An 18444-nucleotide genomic window follows, 5' to 3' on the forward strand; every position below is an offset into this window, starting at 1 on the left:
GCAGGGAGGCGATCAGGGCGGTGAAGGTGCTCAGGTCGCCGCGAGGGCGGTCAGGGCGGCGCGGTCGACCTTGCCGTTGACGGTCAGCGGGAACTCGTCCACCACGTGCAGACCCTGCGGGATCATGTAGCCGGGCAGCGCGGCGCGGCAGAACGCGATGATGTCCTTGGTGTCCGGCGCGGGCCCCTCGGGGGCGCGGGTGACGAACGCGTGCAGCACCGGGTCGTCGTCGGTACGCGGCAGCAGCATCGCGACGGCGCCGGTGATGCCGGTGAACTCGCCGATACGGCGCTCCACTTCACCCAGCTCGACGCGGTTGCCACGGATCTGCACCTGGGAGTCGGCGCGGCCGTGGAAGTACAGTTCACCGTCCGGTCCCATGGTGGCCAGATCACCGGTCTTGAACACCGGCTGCCCCGACCTGGGGTCGAGCGGGTCGGGTACGACGACGGCGCGGGTGGCCTCCGGGTCGTTCCAGTAGCCGGAGAACAGCGACGGGGTGCGCAGATAGATCTCGCCGAGCACACCGGGCTCGTCCACGGGACGGCCACCTGGCCCGATGAGCATCATCTCCGCGCCCGCCACCGCGTAGCCGATCGACAGGCGTTCGGTGCCGGGCGGCAGCGGGTTGGGCACTTCGGTGATGGACGCGGCCATCGTCTCGGTGGCGCCATAGCCGTTGGTGAAGCGCACTTTCGGCAACAGCGCCTGGAGTGCGCGCAGTTCGTCCAGAGGGAAGTCCTCCCCGGAGAACGCGATGCGCCGCAGCGTGCCGTGTTCGCCCAGCTCGGCGAGGAGTTCGGGCTCGTGGCGCAGCACCGGACGCCACGCCGAGGGCACGGCGTCGACCTGGGTCGTTCCGGTGTCGCGGAGGAACGACAGGAAGCGGCGCGGCCAGCCCAGCCGGTCGCGCGGCACGGGCACCAGCGCGGCGCCGTGGCTGAGGGCGAACCCGATGTCGAAGAGCGCGAAGTCGAATTGCAGCGGCGCGGTGCCCGCCACCCGGTCCTCGGCCGTGATCAGCTCCGCGGCCTCGGCGCCGCGCAGGAACGCGATGACCCCGCGGTGGCTCATGACCACGCCCTTGGGCCGTCCCGTCGTGCCCGAGGTGAAGGTGATGTACGCGGTGTCGCCGGGGGTGACCGCGCGGCGGCGGCGGACACGTGGCGCGGGCGGCCGCTCCACGGTGAGTCCGTCCGCTCCGAACCGCGCGGTGCCGACCGTCGCGGGGATGCCGGTGCGCTGTCCGCGCGCGGACTGGAGGTACAGGGCGGGCTCGGCGCTGTCGATGATCGTGAGCAGCCGTTCGTCCGGGGTCTCGGGGCTGACCGGGGTGAACGGCAGCCCCAGGGTGGCGCAGGCGAGGAGCGTGGCCACGGCGTCCGCGTCGGTGTCGGACTCCAGGATGACGCGGTCGCCGACGTCGAGGCCGAGCGCGTCGAGCGCGTCGGCGCAGGCGTCGGTACGCCGCTCCAGCTCGCCGTAGGTGACCGTCTCCAGACCGCCGTCCGGCGCCGCCTGGATCACGGCGGGCCGGTCGGAGGCCCGCCGGGCGGCGGCCAGCAGATAGGTCCGCAGGTTGTCCACCGATGCGTGCGCCCGGGCGGGACGCGCTCCATTCGGGCTCATGCGCCACCCTTCCGATTCGGGCCTTCCCAGTAAATGCCAGGCTGTTTCTAACAGGGCCCTTTTACGGCCCACAAGAACTCTCGCCCGCCCACCCCTGAACTAGGGGGCGTTAGGGGTTATGCCGGTACCGGGGGCCAACAAGACTGACCGGAAACAATAGATCGACTTTTGAGCTTCTAGAATGCACACGCGACGAGCGTGACAAAAGGGAGAGCGAGAATATGTCGGCGATTGTCTTTCCTGGAATCGGCCCGACGCGGTTCGCCGACTCGGCGCGGTTCCTCGCGGTGCATCCGGTGGCGCGGCGGCTGGTCGCCGAGGCGGACCGGGCCCTGGGCTATTCGCTGATCGACCGGTACCGGGAGGCCGAGGCCCGAGGCGACCAGGGCGCGTTCCCCGAACCGGCCCGGGTCGCCTTCCTGGTCTCCTGCCTGGCGCTGGCCGAATGGACGGTCGCCGAGCACGACGTGGCGCCGGTCGCGTGCGCCGGTGCCAGCTTCGGCGGTACGGCGGCGGCCGTGTTCGCCGGGGCGCTGCCGTTCGCCGAGGCCGTGGCGATGACCGCCGAGCAGGGCCGCGTGGTGGACGCGTACTTCGCGCGCGAGCACGGCGACCTGGTCGCCCAGTCGTTCGCCCGCGTCCCGCCGGAGCAGCTGGACGAGATCCGGGCCGAGCTGGACGCGCGCGGCGAGTGGAACGAGGTGGCCTGCCACGTCGACCACGACTTCCACATGCTGTCGGTGCGCGAGGAGCTGGTGGACTGGCTGCAGCGACGGCTCAAGGCGGTCGGCGGCCTGCCGCTGTACGTCATGCGGCCGCCGATGCACTCGGCCGTCTTCGGCGCGCTGCGGGCGCGGATCGAGGCGGAGGTCGCCGTGAACGTCCCGTTCCGCGACCCCGGGATCCCGGTCGTCTCCGACCATGACGGGTCGCTGGTGCGGACGGGCGAGGGGGTGCGGACGCTGCTGCTGGACGCGGTGACCCGGACGGTGCGCTGGCCGTCCGTCGTCGACACGCTCAAGGGGCTGGGCGTCGAGCGGGTGCATGTCACCGGGCAGGACGGGCTGTGGGGCCGGGTGGACGTCATGACCGAGGCGTTCGAGGTGGTGGCGGTGCGGCCGGAGACGGCCATGCGACCGCGCCGACGCAGCGCGATCGCATGAGCGGCGGGGATCGCGTCAGCGCATGGCCTCCACGGTCTTCCACAGCGTGGCGGGGGTGGCGAAGTTGTCGTCGTTGAGCGCGTCGTCGACGAAACGGACACCGTACATGTCCTCCAGCGAGGACAGCAGCGCGACCATTCCCATGGAATCGAGGCCGAAGTCACGCAGGCTCAGATCGGCGGTGAGTTCATCACCCGATTCCAGCAAAGGAAGGTTTTTGCGGAGCAGTTGCCCGAAAGACTCGTCCCACATGCGCGCTCCCCTATTTATTCCCGGCCTTTACGGCCAACTTAAGGCCTGCCGCGCGCGGGTCGGCACCCCTATCCACCCCTTTTCTCTCCCGGAGGAAGGACAATGATCGAGACACCCGCCCCCGGACATGGTCTGCACGAACGATTTCTGCGCGGCTTGGCGCTGTCGCCCGGCCGGGCCGCGATCCGCGTGGACGACGAGACGCTGACGTACGAGGCGATGCACGAACTGGCGCTGCGCCGGGCGGGGGCGCTGCTGGCCCGGGCCCCGCAGGGGCCGCACGCCGTCGCCGTCCTGGCGGACAAGAGCCTGACCGCGTACGTGGGGATGCTGGCCGCGCTGTACGCGGGCGCCACCCTCGTACCGCTCCATCCACGGTTCCCCGCCGAGCGCACCCGCCGCATGCTCACCGCTGCGGGGGTGTCGACGGTCATCGCCGATCCGGTCGGCCGGGCCGCGCTCGCCGAAACCGAGCTGGAGCTGCCCGTCCTGGACGAGGACGAGGCCACTCCCCCACTGGACGCGCCCGTGACGGTACGGCCGTCCGACATCGCGTACATCCTGTTCACCTCGGGGTCGACGGGCCGCCCCAAGGGGGTACCGATGACCCACGGGGCCAACGACCACTACTTCAGCCTGCTGGACCGGCGCTATGACTTCGGCCCCGGCGATGTGTTCTGCCAGAACGTGGGGCTCAACTTCGACTGCGCGATGTTCGAGCTGTTCTGCGCCTGGGGCCGTGGGGCGCCGGTGCACGCCATTCCCCCAGCGGCCCACCGGGACCTGCCCGCGTTCCTCGCCGAGCGGCGGATGACCGTATGGTTCTCCACCCCGAGCGGCACATCGTTCATCCGGCGGATGGGCGGGCTGACCCCCGGGTCGATGCCCACGCTGCGGTGGACCTTCTTCGCGGGCGAGGCGCTGCTGTGCGAGGACGCCGCCGCCTGGCAGACCGCCGCGCCGAACGCGCGGATCGAGAACCTGTACGGGCCCACCGAGCTGACCGTCACCATCACCGGCCACCGCTGGTCGCCGGAGACCTCACCGGACCGGGCGGTGAACGGTGTCGTGCCGATCGGCACGGTGCACCCCGGCCATGACCATCTGCTGCTCGACGGGGACACCGAGTCGGCGGTGGAGGGCGAACTATGTATCACCGGGCCGCAGATGACCCCCGGCTATCTGGACCCCGAGGACAACGAGGGCCGGTTCCTGGAGCGCGACGGCCGCCGCTGGTACCGGACGGGTGACCGGGTGCGGCGGCTGGACGACGGCGAGCTGATATACCTCGGCCGCCTGGACACCCAGGTGCAGATCCAGGGCTTCCGGGTCGAGCTGGCCGAGGTCGACCATGCCGTCCGGCGGTGTGCGGGCGTACAGAACGCCGCCACCGTGACCCGCCCGGCGCCCGGCGGCGGCCTGGAACTCGTCCTCTACTACACGGGCGACCGCGTGCCACCGGTGACACTGCGCCGCGAACTGGCCGCGCAGCTGCCGGAGCCGATGGTGCCCAAGGTGTTCCGGCACGTGGCGGAGTTCCCGCTGAACGCCAACCACAAGGTGGACCGGGGGCGGCTGGCCCGCGAGGCGGCCGCGGTGTCACCCCTGAGCGAGAGTCACCCCTGAGGGAGAGTCATTCCTGAGGGAGAGTCATTCCTGAGCGGCGGGCGTCCTCCACGACCGTACGCAGCGCCTCGGCGAGCGACGCGCCCGTCGAGGCGTGCTCCGGGTCGATGACCCACTGCATCATCACGCCGCTGAGCAGCGCGTGGTAGAACTGCCCGACCGCGGCCTCGGTGTGCGGGGGCAACTGCTCACCGCCCAGGAGGAGTTCGACCAGCCCCTTCTGGGCCTGCTGCTGCGCGTCGACGATGAAGCTGCGGACCTCGGGCACATGCTCGATCTGGGAGATCGCCTCGAACTGGGCGGCCCACACCGGGCGGTGCCGCTCGAACAGCTCGATCACCCGCGTCCAGGCCCGCTCGAACCGCCCGATCGGATCGTCGGGCAGGTCCCCCACATCGGCCACGGCCCGCTTCAGCTCCTGGGCCCACTCCTCCAGCGCCTCCATGATGGCGGCGTTGAGCAGGGCTTCCTTGGTGCCGTAGTGGTAGCCGATCGAGGCCAGGTTGGTGCCGGACGCCTCGACGATGTCCCGCGCGGTGGTACGGGCGTACCCCTTCTCGTACAGGCAGCGCTTCGCCCCGACCAGCAGGTCTTCTCGGTGTCCCATGCGGAGAAGTCTAATCGCACCGCCCTGAGATCTGTCTTGGACAAGCGTCCTAGACACTTCACTTATACAAATCTATAGTCACGGCCATGAGTGAGGCCATGAGTCCCCAACGGGCAAGCCGGAAAGACTGGATCGGCCTTGCCGTCCTCGTCGTCCCGGTCGTTCTGATGTCGATGGACATGACCGTCCTGTACTTCGCGCTGCCGTTCCTGAGCGCGTCCCTGGAACCGAGCGCCACGCAGCAGTTATGGATCGTGGACATCTACGCGTTCATGCTCGCCGGGCTGCTCATCACCATGGGCACCCTCGGCGACCACATCGGCCGCCGGTTGCTGCTCATGATGGGTGCCGTGGTGTTCGGCGCGGCGTCCCTGGCCGCCGCCTACGCGGGCAGCGCCGAGCTGCTGATCGCCGCGCGGGCCGTCCTGGGCGTCGCCGGGGCCGTGCTCGCGCCGTCCACCCTGGCGCTGATCCGCAACATTTTCCACGATCCCACCGAGCGCCGTACCGCCATCGCCATCTGGACGGCAGGGCTGTCCGGCGGCGCCGCGCTGGGGCCGATCGTGTCGGGGCTGCTGCTGGAGAAGTTCTGGTGGGGCTCCGTCTTCCTCATCAACATCCCGGTCATGGCCGTGATCCTGGTGCTGGGCCCGCTGCTGCTGCCGGAGTACCGTGCCCCGCGCCCCGGCCGCTTCGACCTGCTCGGCGCCGCGCTGTCGCTGGGCACCGTGCTCCCGGTCATCTACGGCATCAAGGAGCTCGCCGACGACGGCTTCGCGTGGACGTACGCGGCCATCACGGCCGCCGGGGTCGTGATCGGTGTGCTGTTCTTCCTCCGCCAGCGCTCGGCCGCCAATCCGCTGATCGACCTGAGCCTCTTCCGCGACCGGGGATTCAGCGCGTCCATCGGCGTCAACCTGGTGGCCCTGTTCGCCATGGTCGGCTTTCTGCTGTTCTCCACTCAGTGGATCCAACTGGTCTACGGGCTGAGCCCGTTGAAGGCCGGGCTATGGACACTGCCCGCGCCGTTGGCGGTGGCGGTGACGACATCGGTGGCCGCCGTGCTGGCCAAGTCGATCCGCCCCGGGTACATCATCGGCATCGGCATGGTCATCGCCACGATCGGATTCGCCGTCATGACGCAGCTGCGCGCCGATTCGAGCCTGGCTCTCGCGGTGGCGGGCGCGACGATCATCTCGGCCGGGGTGGGCATGGCGATCCCCCTGACCGCCGACCTCATCGTCTCGGCCGCGCCACCGGAGCGGGTGGGCGCGGCCTCGGCGCTGCCGGAGACCAGCAACCAGCTCGGCGGGGCGCTCGGAGTGGCGCTCCTGGGCAGCATCGGTTCCGCCATCTACACCCGCGATGTCGCCGACGCGACGTCCGGCCTTCCGCACGAGGCCGCCGACGCCGCGCAGGGCTCGCTCGGCGGCGCGGCGGAGGTGGCCAAGCACCTGCCCGACGACGCGAGCGAGCCGCTTCTCCAGGTCGCCGGGGAGGCGTTCACGCGCGGTATGAACGTCGGCGCCGTGGTGGCCGGGGCCGTGATGCTGGTGGGTGCCGTGGGCGCCGTACTGCTGATGCGCCACGTCGCGATCCCCACGGCCGGTGCGGCGGCGGCCGGGCCTTCTGCCAAGGCCGAGCCCACGCCCGCGTCCAGCCCGGAGTAGGGGGCTGGCGTACGTACGGAGTCCCTGCGGCGACGGTCGCGGCAGGGACTCCGTACGTACGTGGCCCAAGGGGCCGTCAGCGGCCGAGGGTCACCGGGAGCGTGGTGTAGCCGGTCAGGCCCATGACGGCGCGGCGTTCGGGCGTACCGGCCTGCTCGATCTTCGGGAACGTGTCGATCAGCTTCGGGAAGAGTTCGGCGCCCTCGATGCGGGCGAGGCTGCCGCCGAAGCAGTAGTGGGCCCCGGCGCTGAAGCTCAGGTGGGGGCCGTTGTCGCGGGTCAGGTCCAGGCGGTGCGGGTCGGGGAACCGGCGCGGGTCGCGGTTGGCGGCGGCGAGCAGGGTCAGGACCAGCACCCCCTCAGGGATGCTCTCGCCGGCGATGGTGACCGGCCGGGTGGTGACCCGGCTCGCCGCGGTGGTGTGGGTGGTGTGGCGCAGTAATTCCTCCACGGCCGACGGCGTGATGCTCTTGTCCGCGCGCCACCGGTTCAGCTCATCGGGGTGATCGAGGAGCGCGAGCACTCCGGTCGCGACGAGGTTGGTGGTGGCCGCGAAGCCCGCGGTGAACAGGAACAGGATGAGCGCCATCAGCTCGTCCTCGTCGAGGCGGCCGTTGGTGGCCTCCTGGACGAGGGAGGACATCAGATCCTCGCGCGGGTTGGTGCGGCGGCTCTTGATCACCTCACGGAAGTACCCGGCCAGCTCCTCGGCCGAGGCGTCGGCCCGCACCAGGTCCTCATCGGTGTAGAGACCGGAGAACACATGTGACCAGTCGTCGGCCAGCTTCCAGAGGTGTTTGCCGTCCTCGAACGGGAGGCCGAGCATGTCGCTGATGACCGCGACCGGGAACGGCACCGCCAGCAGGTCGACGAGGTCGACCGGCTCGCCGCCGTCGGACCGCTCGATGAGTCCGTCGATGAGCCCGGCGGTCAGCCGCTCCACCGCGGGCTGCATCTTCTTGATCTTGTTGGGGGTGAAGACGCGAGCGGCCAGGCCGCGGATACGGCCGTGGTCGGGCTGATTGAGGGTGACCATCGAGTTCAGGTACATGCGCAGGGAGAGGTGGTCGGCCCAGTCCTCGCGCATCTGGGTGGCGGCGCGGGCGCCGCTCTGGACGTCGGGCAGCCGCAGGAACTCGGTGACCTCCTCGTACCCGGACATCACCCACACGCCCAGCGCGGCGGCGTTGTGGACCCGGTTCACCGACTGCAGCGTCTCGTAGAGAGGGAAGGGGTCGGCGGGGAAGGGCGGCGAGATGAGCGCGATCAGCGCTTCGTCGGCCTGCTGGGCGGTCGGGGTCGCTTCGGTGGTCATGTGGGGCGTTCTCCTCGGTGTGGTGCGTGGTGGTGTGGCTCGGTGTGACGCTTCGGTGTGGTGCGTGGGTGTGGTGCATCGGTGTGGTCTGGTGCGCGGCTACGACGGGGACCTCGTGTCCAGCTCGTCATCGAGGACGTCGAACAGCTCGTCGGCCGAGAGCGAGGCGAGGTCGGTTTCCTCGCCCTCGTCCGGCCGGTGGGCCTCCAGCCATCCGGCCGTCAGCGCGCGCAGCCGGTCGGCGACGCGACCGTAGGCCTCCCCGTCCGGACGCGCTGACGCCAACGCGGCCTCCAGTCGGGTCAGTTCGGCCTCAAGTGGCGTCTCGACGGGATCTTGGCCGCCGCTGAGCTGTTCGCGCAGCTCGTCGGCGACCTCGGCGGGTGTCGGGTGGTCGAAGACGAGGGTGGCGGGCAGCTTCAGCCCGGTCGCCGCGCGCAGACCGTTGCGCAGCTCCACGGCGGTGAGCGAGTCGAAGCCCAGGTCCTTGAACGCCCGGTCGGCCCGTATGGCGTCGGCCCCGTCGTGGCCGAGCACGGCCGCCACCTGCGTCCGCACCAGCTCCAGCAGCAGGCCCTCGCGTTCGGCGTCGTCGGTCAGGGCCGCCAGCCTCCGCCGCAGCCCCGCGCCGCCGTCCCCGCCGCCCGCCACGCCCGGGCCCCCGGCGCGGTGGCGCGGGGTGGGCACCAGGCCGCGCAGCATCCCCGGAAGCCGGTCGGCGGGGCGGGCCCGCAGGGCGGCCATGTCCAGGCGGAACGGCGCGAGCGCGGGCTCCCGCGTACGCAACGCGTCGTCCAGCAGCGCCAGTCCCTCGTCCTGCGGCAGGGCGGGCAGGCCCATGCGCAGCATGCGTTTCCGGTCTGCCTCGGCCAGCTCGCCGAGGCCGGTGTCGGCCTCCCACAGCCCGTACGCCAGCGAGGTCACCGGCAGTCCGGCGTGGTGGCGGTGGCGGGCGAGCGCGTCCAGGAACACGTTCGCCGAGGCGTAGTTTCCCTGCCCTGCGGCCAGCACGAGCCCGGCGAGCGAGGAGAACAGGACGAACGCCGTCAGGTCGCGGTCGGCCGTCAGCTCGTGCAGGTTCCAGGCCCCGTCCACCTTGGGTCGCAGGACCGTGTGCAGACGCTCCGGCGTCATGTCCCGGACCAGGCCGTTGTCCACGACACCGGCCGCGTGGACGACCGCGTCGACCGGATGCCGGTCCAGCACTCCGGCGAGCGCGGCACGATCGGCCACATCGCACGCCTCGACCGCCACCTGTGCGCCGAGCGCTGTTAATTCGGCGCGCAGTTCCGCCGCACCCGGTGCGCTCTCGCCCCGGCGGCTGGTCAGGACGAGCCGCCGGACGCCGTGTGTGGTCACCAGATGGCGGGCGGCCAGGGCGCCGAGGCCACTGGTCCCGCCCGTGATGAGCACCGTGGACGCCTGATCCCACGGGCGGTGTGTCTGGTCCACCGCCCCGGCCGGAACGCGGACGAACTCGGGGACCAGCAGCTCACCGCCCCGGATGGCCATCTCGGGTGCGTCCACCTCGATAGGGGAGGGCACGGTGGCGGCATCATCGAGGTCGAGCAGCAGGAACCGGCCGGGATTCTCCGCCACGGCCGCCCGGACCAGACCCCAGACGGGCGCCTGGCCCACGTCGATGCCCTCGCCCTCCACCGGCACCGCACGACGGGTGACGACCGCGAGCTTGCCCTCGTCCTTGCCATGGTCGGCCAGCCACTCCTGGAGCCGCGCCAGCACCTTGCCCAGGACGGCGCGTACGGCCTCGGGCGTGTCCCCCGCCGTACGCGGGACCTCGTACACCTCGACGGGGGTGTCCGGCGCGGGGCGGGCGGTGGCCTTGGTCCAGGTGAGGGCGAACAGCGACTCGCGGTGGTCACCGCCCGTGCGCAGCTGCCCGGCCGAGACGGGCCGCGACACGAGGGCGGCCACGGAGAGCACGGGCGCCCCGGTCTCGTCGGCGACCAGCACCTCCGTACCGTCGTCCCCGTCCCGGTGCGACAGCCGGACGCGCAGCGCCGGGACACCGGCCCGGTGGAGTGCGACGCCGCCCCAGGAGAACGGCAGCTCCGGCGCCCTCGCCTCCTCGCCTCCGGCCACGTCCTCACCTTCGATCAGGCCGACGTGCATCGCCGCGTCCAGCAGCGCCGGATGCACACCGAACCGGGCCGCATCCGCCCCTTCCGGAAGCGCGACCTCGGCGAACACCTCGTCGTCGCCGCGCCGCCAGGCCGCCTTGAGCCCCTGGAAGGCCGGACCGTAGTCGTACCCACGGGCGAGCAGCCGCTCATAGGCGCCGTCCACCGCGAGCGGCGTCGCGTCGACCGGCGGCCACACGGTCAGATCGGACGACGGGGGTGTGGCAGCGGTCGGGACGATGCCACCGGTGGCATTGCGGGTCCAGGTCTCGTCATCGAGGGACGAGTAGATCTCGATGGTGCGCGCCGCGTCGGAGGCGTCCGGGCCACAGACCACGACCCGCACCGAGACCCCGCCCTTCTCGGGCACGACGAGGGGCGCTTCGAGGGTCAGTTCGTCGATGGCCTCGCACCCCATCTGCTGGGCGGCCTGCAACGCCAGCTCGACCAGCCCGGTGCCGGGCAGCAGCAGGGTGCCCAGCACATCGTGGTCGGCGAGCCAGGGGTGGGAGTCGAGGGACAACCGCCCGGTGAACACGGCCCCTCCGGTGTCCGGCAGCACGATCCGCGCGCCCAGTAGCGGGTGGTCGACCGTATCGGCCCCGGCGAGGGCGGTCGGCCGCTCGACCAGCCAGTACCGCTTGCGCTGGAACGGATACGTGGGCAGCTCGACGCGCCGGGCACCGCGCCCCGCGAACACCGCACCCCAGTCCACCGCCACGCCTGCGGCATACAGCTGCCCGACCCCGGCGAACACGCTCTCCACCTCGGGACGATCGCGGCGCAGCGTGGCCGCCATCGTGCCCTCGACGGTCTGCTGCGCCATCGCCGTCAGCACACCGTCCGGCCCCACCTCCAGGAACCGCGTGACCCCTTCGTCGCGCAGCACCCGTACGTCATCGGCGAACCGCACCGCCTCCCGCACATGCCGCACCCAGTACTCCGCCGAGCCCATGTCCTTCGTCAGGCGAATGGCGGGTGCCCGGTACTCCACACTCTCCGCGACCTTGCGGAACTCCTCCAGCATCGGGTCCATCAAGGGTGAGTGGAAGGCGTGGGAGACGGACAAGCGGTGTGTCTTACGGTCCTTGAAGCGCTCGGCCACCGCCGCCACCGCGTCCTGGGCTCCCGAAATCACTACCGACGACGGGCCGTTGACGGCCGCGATCCCCACCTCACCGTTCAGCAGCGGCGCCACTTCCCCCTCGGTGGCCTGGATCGCCACCATGGCCCCACCGGGCGGCAGCGCCCCCATCAGCTGTCCCCGCGCCGTGATCAGCCGCGCGGCGTCCTCCAGGCTCAGCACTCCCCCGACATGGGCTGCCGCCAGCTCCCCGATCGAATGGCCGACGAGGAAGTCCGGGCGCGTCCCCCAGGACTCAAGGAGCCGATACAGCGCCACTTCGAGGGCGAAGATGGCGGGCTGGGTGAACTCCGTGCGGTGCAACGCCGCCTCGTCGTCACCCCACATCACCTCCTTCAGCGGCAGCCCCGACGCGTCACACACCGCGTCGAACGCCGCCGTGAACACCGGGAAGGTCTCATACAACTCCCGTCCCATGCCGAGGCGCTGACTCCCCTGCCCGGTGAACAGGAACGCCACCTTGCCACCACCGCTCCCACCAGCCGCCACATCGCTGATCGGCTCCGACGACCCGACCAGCACCGCACGGTGCTCCAGCGCGGCCCGCCCCGTCGCCGCCGAGAACGCCACATCCAGCGCATCGCGGTCCACGGCGAACGCACGCATCCGCGCCACCTGGGCGTGGAGTGCGGCAGACGTCTTCGCCGAGACGACGAGGGGCGCCACCGGGAGTTCGCGGCGTTCCTCGGGCCGGTCCTTGACCGTCGGGGCTTCCTCGACGATCACATGGGCGTTCGTCCCGCTGATGCCGAAGGACGAGATACCCGCGCGGCGTGGGCGCTCGCCGCGCGGCCACGCCCGCGCCTCGGTCAGCAGCCGGACGTTGCCCGCCGCCCAGTCCACCTGCGGCGTCGGCTCCTCGACGTGCAGCGTTCTCGGCAGTACACCGTGCCGCAGCGCCTGCACCATCTTGATGATGCCCGCCACCCCGGCGGCGGCCTGGGTGTGGCCCATGTTGGACTTGATCGACCCCAGCCACAGCGGCTCAGCGCGGTCCTGGCCGTACGTCGCCAGCAGCGCCTGCGCCTCGATCGGATCGCCCAGCTTCGTACCCGTACCATGCGCCTCCACCGCGTCCACTTCGGCGGCCGACAGGCCCGCGTTCGCCAACGCCTGCCGGATGACGCGCTGTTGTGACGGCCCGTTCGGGGCCGAGATGCCGTTGCTGGCGCCGTCCTGGTTGAGGGCGCTGCCCCGTACGACCGCCAGCACCGGGTGGCCGTGGCGGCGGGCGTCCGACAGCCGCTCGACCAGCAGCATGCCCACGCCCTCGCCCCACCCGGTGCCGTCCGTGGAGGACGAGAAGGACTTGCAGCGGCCGTCGGCGGCCAGACCGCGTTGTTCGCTGAAGTCGATGAAAGACTGCGGCGTTCCCATGACGGTCGCGCCCCCGACGAGGGCGAGCGTGCATTCGCCGGTACGCAGCGCCTGCGCCGCCCAGTGCAGGGCCACCAGCGAAGACGAGCACGCCGTGTCCACGGTCACCGCGGGGCCTTCGAGGCCGAGGGTGTAGGCGACCCGGCCGGAGACGAGGCTGCCGCCGCCGGTACCGCCGGAGTAGTCGTGGTACATGACCCCGGCGAACACCCCGGTCGGGGTGCCCTTCAGCGTGCCCGGGTCGATCCCGGCGCGCTCCAGCGCCTCCCACGACACTTCGAGCAGCAGCCGCTGCTGCGGGTCCATGTCGCGGGCCTCGCGGGGGCTGATGCCGAAGAAGTCCGCGTCGAACTCCGCCGCGTCGTGCAGGAAGCCGCCGTCGCGCACATAGGTCTTGCCGGGTTTGCCGGGCTCGGGGTCGTAGATGTCCTCGACGCCCCAGCCACGGTCGGCCGGAAACTCCGAGATCGCGTCCACACCACCGTCGACCAGCCGCCACAGCCCCTCGGGCGAATCCACCCCGCCCGGATAGCGGCACGCCATCGCGACGATGGCGATCGGCTCGTCGTCCGCCGACGTCACGACCTGTGCGGCGGAAACCTCCTCCACCACACCGGACAGCTCGTCCAGCAGGTGCCGGGCCAGCTCGCGCGGTGTCGGGTAGTCGAAGACGAGGGTGGCGGGCAGCCGGAGTCCGGTGGCGGCGCCCAGGAGGTTGCGCAGTTCGATCGCGGTGAGGGAGTCGAAACCGAGGTCGCGGAAGGCCCGTTCGGGGTCGACGGCCTCGGCTCCGGCGCTGCGGAGGACGGTGGCGGCCTGGGAGCGGACGAGGCCGAGGAGTTCGTCGGCGCGTTCGTCCTCGGTGAGTGTGGCCAGGCGCTGCCGCAGCACGATGGTGGCGGAGGCGGTGGTGTCGGCGACGCGGCGCGACCGGCCGCCGCGAACGAGGCCGTTCAGCAGGGGCGGGGGCGTGTCGAAGGCGGCCAGGTCGAACCGGGCGGGCACCAGCGCGGGGTCCGGGCCACCGGCTGCGGCGGCGTCGAGCAGTGCCAGAGCCTCTTCCGGCGCCAGGGTGCGCAGCCCGGCCTGGGCGAGACCGTCCGCCATGCCGTCCCCGGCCCATGGGCCCCAGGCCAGTGACAGCGCGGGAAGTCCGTGGGCGTGGCGGTGGTGTGCGAGGGCGTCGAGGAATGTGTTGGCGGCCGCGTAGTTGCCCTGTCCGGGGGCGCCGAGGACGCCCGCGACGGAGGAGAAGAGCACGAACGCGGTCAGGTCCAGGTCGCGGGTGAGTTCGTGGAGATGCCATGCCGCGTCCGCCTTCGGGCGCAGTACGTGGTCGACGCGGCCGGGTGTCAGCGAGGGGATCACACCGTCGTCCAGTACACCGGCCGCGTGGACGACCCCGCCGATGGAACGGCCGTCGAGCAGCGTGGCCAGGGCGTCGCGATCGGCCACATCGCACGCCGCCACCTCGGCCTCGGCGCCCAGTGCGGTCAGTTCCTCGGCCAGCTCGGCGGCGCCCGGCGCCTCCGGTCCACGACGGCTGGTCAGCAGCAGGCGCCGCACCCCGTGCCGGGTGACGAGGCGGCGGGCTACGGAGGCGCCGAGGGCGCCGGTCCCGCCGGTGATCAGGACGGTGCGTTCCGTGTCCCAGGTGGGGGCGTCCGCGCTGTGCGCCACCCTGGCCAGGCGCGGTACCCGCATCTCGCCGCCACGGAAGCTCAGTTCGGGCTCACCGGTCTCCAGGAGGGCGCGGATATCGATGTCGGTGTCCGTGTCGACGAGGACGACGCGGCCGGGGTTCTCGCTCGCGGCGGCGCGCACCAGCCCCCGGACGGCGGCGTGGCCGAGGTCGGAGCCGTCGATCGCGCCGTGGGTGACGACGATGAGCGTGGCGTCGCGTTCGGCCGCCGCCTGTACGGCTTCCAGCGCGCCGCCCACCGCCGCGCGCACTGCGGACGGCGTGTCGCCGGTTGTCGGCGGGCAGTGGTGGACGACCACTTCGGCGTCATCGGCATCATCGGCGGACGACCGCCCACCGGTGGCCGGGACCCACTCGACGCAGAAGAGAGCGTCCGTGACCTGGGCCGAGGCCAGGGCGAGACCGTCCGCCGTGACGGGCCGCAGCGTCAGCGCGCCGACCGAGGCCACGGGCCGTCCCATGGCGTCGGCCAGCTCCAGCGACACCGTGTCCTCGCCCCGGAGGCGCAGCCGGGCCCGTGCGGCCGTGGCGCCTTCGGTGTGCAGGGTGACGTCCGACCAGGAGAACGGCAGGACGGTCGCGGCCTCGTCCGCCAGGTCGAGCGCGTGCAACGCCGAGTCGAGCAGGGCGGGATGGAGGCCGAAGCGTCCGGCGTCGACACCCGCCGGGAGGGCGACCTCGGCGAACACATCGTCGCCGCGCCGCCACGCCGTACGCAGCCCACGGAACGCGGGCCCGTAGTCGAGCCGTTCGTAGAGCCCTTCGACCGCGAGGGGTTCGGCGTCGCGCGGTGGCCATGCGGCGAGGTCGGTGGCCGGTTCACCCGCGTCCGGTGCCAGGATCCCTTCGGCGTGCTGCACCCATTCGCGGTCGAGCGGGGCGTCGTCGGCGCGGGAGTACACCGTCACCGGGCGGCGGCCGGACGCGTCGGGGGCGTCGACGGCGACCTGGAGATGGACGCCGCCGTGTTCGGGCAGGATCAGCGGCGCGCCGAGGGTGAGTTCCTCGACGCGACCGCATCCCACCTGGTCACCGGCGCGTACGGCCAGTTCCACGTACGCGGTGCCGGGCAGCAGCACGGAGCCGAGCACGGTGTGGTCGGACAGCCAGGGGTGGGCTCCGGTGGCCAGCCGTCCGGTGAACACCACACCGTCCGAGCCGGGCAGCCGCACCATCGCGCCGAGCAGCGGATGGTCGGGCCTCTCGAGGCCAGCGGAGGTGACATCACCGCCGTGGCCGCTCTTGTCGAGCCAGTAGCGGGCGCGCTGGAAGGGGTACGTGGGCAGGTCGACGCGCCGGGCGCCCCGTCCGCCGAACACGCCCGCCCAGTCGACGCGCAGGCCCGCCGTGTGCAGCTGGCCGAGGGCGGTCAGGGCGGCGACAGGCTCGGGGTCGCGGCGGCGCAGCGCCGGGACGAGTACGGCGGTGTCGGCGGTGGTGGTGAGGCACTGCCGGGCCATGGCGGTGAGCACCCCGTCGGGCCCCAACTCCACGTACCGGGTCACGCCTTCGGCCTCCAGCCGGGCCACCGCGTCGGCGAACCGGACCGTGTCCCGGACGTGCCGCACCCAGTGGTCGGCGGTGGTGACCTCGCCGTCCGCCATGACGGGGACGCGTGGCTCGGCGTAGGTGACGGACTCGGCGACGCGGCGGAACTCAGCCAGCATCGGGTCCATCAGCGGCGAGTGGAAGGCGTGCGAGACGGTGAGACGGTTGGTCCTGCGGGCGCCGAGCCGTTCGATTGCCGCCACCACCGCGTCTTCCGTACCGGAAAGGACCACCGACGTAGGGCCGTTGACGGCTGCGATGCCGACACCCGCCCCGAGCAGCGGGGCCACCTCGTCCGGCGTGGCTTCGACGGCCACCATCGCGCCACCGGGCGGCAGCGCGCCCATCAGCCGGGCCCGCGCGGTGATGAGCCGGGCCGCGTCGGCGAGGGAGAACACCCCGGCCACATGGGCGGCGGACAGCTCGCCGATCGAGTGGCCGGTGACGAAGTCGGGCCGTACGCCCCAGGAGTCCAGCAGCCGGAACAGCGCCACTTCGAGCGCGAAGATGGCGGGCTGGGTGAACTCGGTGCGGTGCAGCGCCTCCTCGTCGCCCCACATGGCCTCGCGCACCGCTGGATCCAGCGCGGCGCACACCTCGTCGAAGGCGCGCGCGAAGACGGGGAACGCCGTGTGCAGCTCCCGGCCCATGCCGAGGCGCTGGCTGCCCTGTCCGGTGAACAGGAAGGCGGTCAGCCCGGTCGGCCGGGCGACGCCGCCCAGGTGCGTATCGTCGGGGGCGTCCGCCAGCGCGGTCAGTTCGGCGAGGAGTTCGTCGCGGTCGTGGCCGATGAGGACGGCGCGGCGGGTGAGTGCGGCACGGCCGGTGGCGAGGGAGAATCCCACGTCCACGGGGTCCAGCCCGAGCCTGTTCCGCAGCTGGTCGGCCAGTTGCCGGGCCTGGGCGCGCAGGGCGGCCGTAGTGCGGGCGGACAGCGGAAGGGGCACGGGAACACCGGAGGCGGAAGGCCGCTCGGCGGGTTCGGGGGTGTCGGTGTCCGCCTGCTCGATGATGACGTGGGCGTTGGTGCCGCTGACGCCGAACGAGGAGACGGCGGCGCGGCGCGGGCGGCCGGTGTCGGGCCACGCGCGGGCCTCGGTGAGGAGGCGTACGTGTCCGGCGTCCCAGTCCACCTGCGGTGTCGCCGCGTCGATGTGCAGTGTCTTCGGCAGGGTGCCGTGCCGGATGGCCTCGACCATCTTGATGACGCCCGCGACACCAGCGGCGGCCTGCGAGTGGCCGATGTTCGACTTGATGGACCCCAGCCACAGGGGTTCCGCGCGGTCCTGGCCGTACGTGGCGAGCAGCGCCTGCGCCTCGATCGGGTCGCCGAGCGCGGTCCCGGTGCCGTGCCCCTCCATGGCGTCGACGTCGGCGGGGGTCAGCCCGGCCGCCGTGAGCGCCTGCTTGATGACACGGCGCTGGGAGGGGCCGTTGGGGGCGCTGAAGCCGTTGGACGCGCCGTCCTGGTTGACCGCCGAGCCGCGTACCACGGCCAGCACGGGATGGCCGTGGCGGCGGGCGTCGGACAGCTTCTCCAGCAGCAGGACGCCCGCGCCCTCGCCCCAGCCGGTGCCGTCGGCGGAGGCGGCGAACGAGCGGCAGCGGCCATCAGGGGAGAGCCCGCGCTGCTCGCTGAACTCGATGAACGTCTCGGGCGTGGCCATCACGCTGACACCACCGGCCAGCGCGAGTGTGCACTCCCCCGTACGCAGCGCCTGCGCCGCCCACTGCAATGCCACCAGCGACGACGAGCAGGCGGTGTCGACGGTGACCGCCGGTCCCTCGAAGCCCAGGCTGTAGGCGACCCGTCCGGACACCAGGCTGCCGTCGCTGCTGGTGATGCCGTAGTCGTGGTACATCGCACCGGCGAAGACACCGGTGCGGCTGCCGCGCAGCGCCACCGGGTCGAGGCCCGCCCGTTCCAGCGCCTCCCAGGTGATCTCCAGCAGCAGGCGTTGCTGCGGGTCCATGGTGAGGGCTTCGCGCGGGCTGATGCCGAAGAACTCGGGGTCGAAGTCGGCGGCGTCGTACAGGAAACCGCCGTGGCGGACGTAGCTCTTGCCGGGCTTTCCGGGCTCCGGGTCGTACAGGGCGCTCACGTCCCAGCCACGGTCGGCGGGGAACGGGCCGATGGCGTCGCGGCCCTCGGCGACCAGCTCCCACAGCTCCTCCGGGGAGCCGACACCGCCGGGGAAACGGCAGGCCATGCCGATGATCGCGACGGGTTCCGCGGCGGCGTGCGCGGTGGCGCGCAAGCTCTCGTTGTC

7 protein-coding genes and 1 pseudogene are annotated in these 18444 nt (G+C 72.1%); 3 read left to right on the forward strand and 5 right to left on the reverse strand.

Annotated features, from left to right (window positions below; all coding sequences use genetic code 11):
• Positions 1-30 precede the first annotated feature (30 nt).
• Entirely contained in the window at positions 31-1629 is a 1599-nt protein-coding gene (locus tag ACFV9T_RS34430) for an AMP-binding protein (RefSeq protein WP_385446442.1), read from the reverse strand.
• A gap of 221 nt (positions 1630-1850) precedes the next feature.
• Here ACFV9T_RS34430 and ACFV9T_RS34435 point away from each other — a divergent pair, with 221 nt between their 5' ends.
• Positions 1851-2792: an ACP S-malonyltransferase gene (locus ACFV9T_RS34435; protein ID WP_385446443.1), complete on the forward strand. Its 942-nt coding sequence runs from the start codon at positions 1851-1853 to the stop codon at positions 2790-2792.
• Positions 2793-2807: 15 nt separating this feature from the next.
• Here ACFV9T_RS34435 and ACFV9T_RS34440 read toward each other — a convergent pair whose 3' ends face one another.
• Positions 2808-3044 (reverse strand): acyl carrier protein, encoded by a 237-nt coding sequence (locus tag ACFV9T_RS34440; RefSeq protein WP_385446444.1) that lies wholly within the window; start codon positions 3042-3044, stop codon positions 2808-2810.
• 102 nt (positions 3045-3146) lie between these two features.
• Here ACFV9T_RS34440 and ACFV9T_RS34445 point away from each other — a divergent pair, with 102 nt between their 5' ends.
• Positions 3147-4670: an AMP-binding protein gene (locus ACFV9T_RS34445; protein WP_385446445.1), complete on the forward strand. Its 1524-nt coding sequence runs from the start codon at positions 3147-3149 to the stop codon at positions 4668-4670.
• A 7-nt stretch (positions 4671-4677) separates the two neighbouring features.
• Here the strand turns inward: ACFV9T_RS34445 and ACFV9T_RS34450 are convergent, their stop codons facing one another.
• Positions 4678-5277: a TetR/AcrR family transcriptional regulator gene (locus ACFV9T_RS34450; RefSeq protein ID WP_385446446.1), complete on the reverse strand. Its 600-nt coding sequence runs from the start codon at positions 5275-5277 to the stop codon at positions 4678-4680.
• A gap of 86 nt (positions 5278-5363) precedes the next feature.
• Here ACFV9T_RS34450 and ACFV9T_RS34455 point away from each other — a divergent pair, with 86 nt between their 5' ends.
• Entirely contained in the window at positions 5364-6947 is a 1584-nt protein-coding gene (locus ACFV9T_RS34455; protein WP_385446447.1) for an MFS transporter, read from the forward strand.
• 76 nt (positions 6948-7023) lie between these two features.
• Here ACFV9T_RS34455 and ACFV9T_RS34460 read toward each other — a convergent pair whose 3' ends face one another.
• The gene (locus ACFV9T_RS34460) at positions 7024-8262 is read right to left on the reverse strand and encodes a cytochrome P450 (protein WP_385446448.1); all 1239 of its coding nucleotides are present in this window, start codon (positions 8260-8262) and stop codon (positions 7024-7026) included.
• Positions 8263-8361: 99 nt separating this feature from the next.
• Positions 8362-18420, reverse strand: a pseudogene (locus tag ACFV9T_RS34465) (SDR family NAD(P)-dependent oxidoreductase); the annotation flags it as partial.
• Between the last annotated feature and the right edge of the window lie 24 nt (positions 18421-18444).

The sequence above is a fragment of the Streptomyces sp. NPDC059850 genome (genome assembly GCF_042731515.1).
GTDB lineage: Bacteria > Actinomycetota > Actinomycetes > Streptomycetales > Streptomycetaceae > Streptomyces.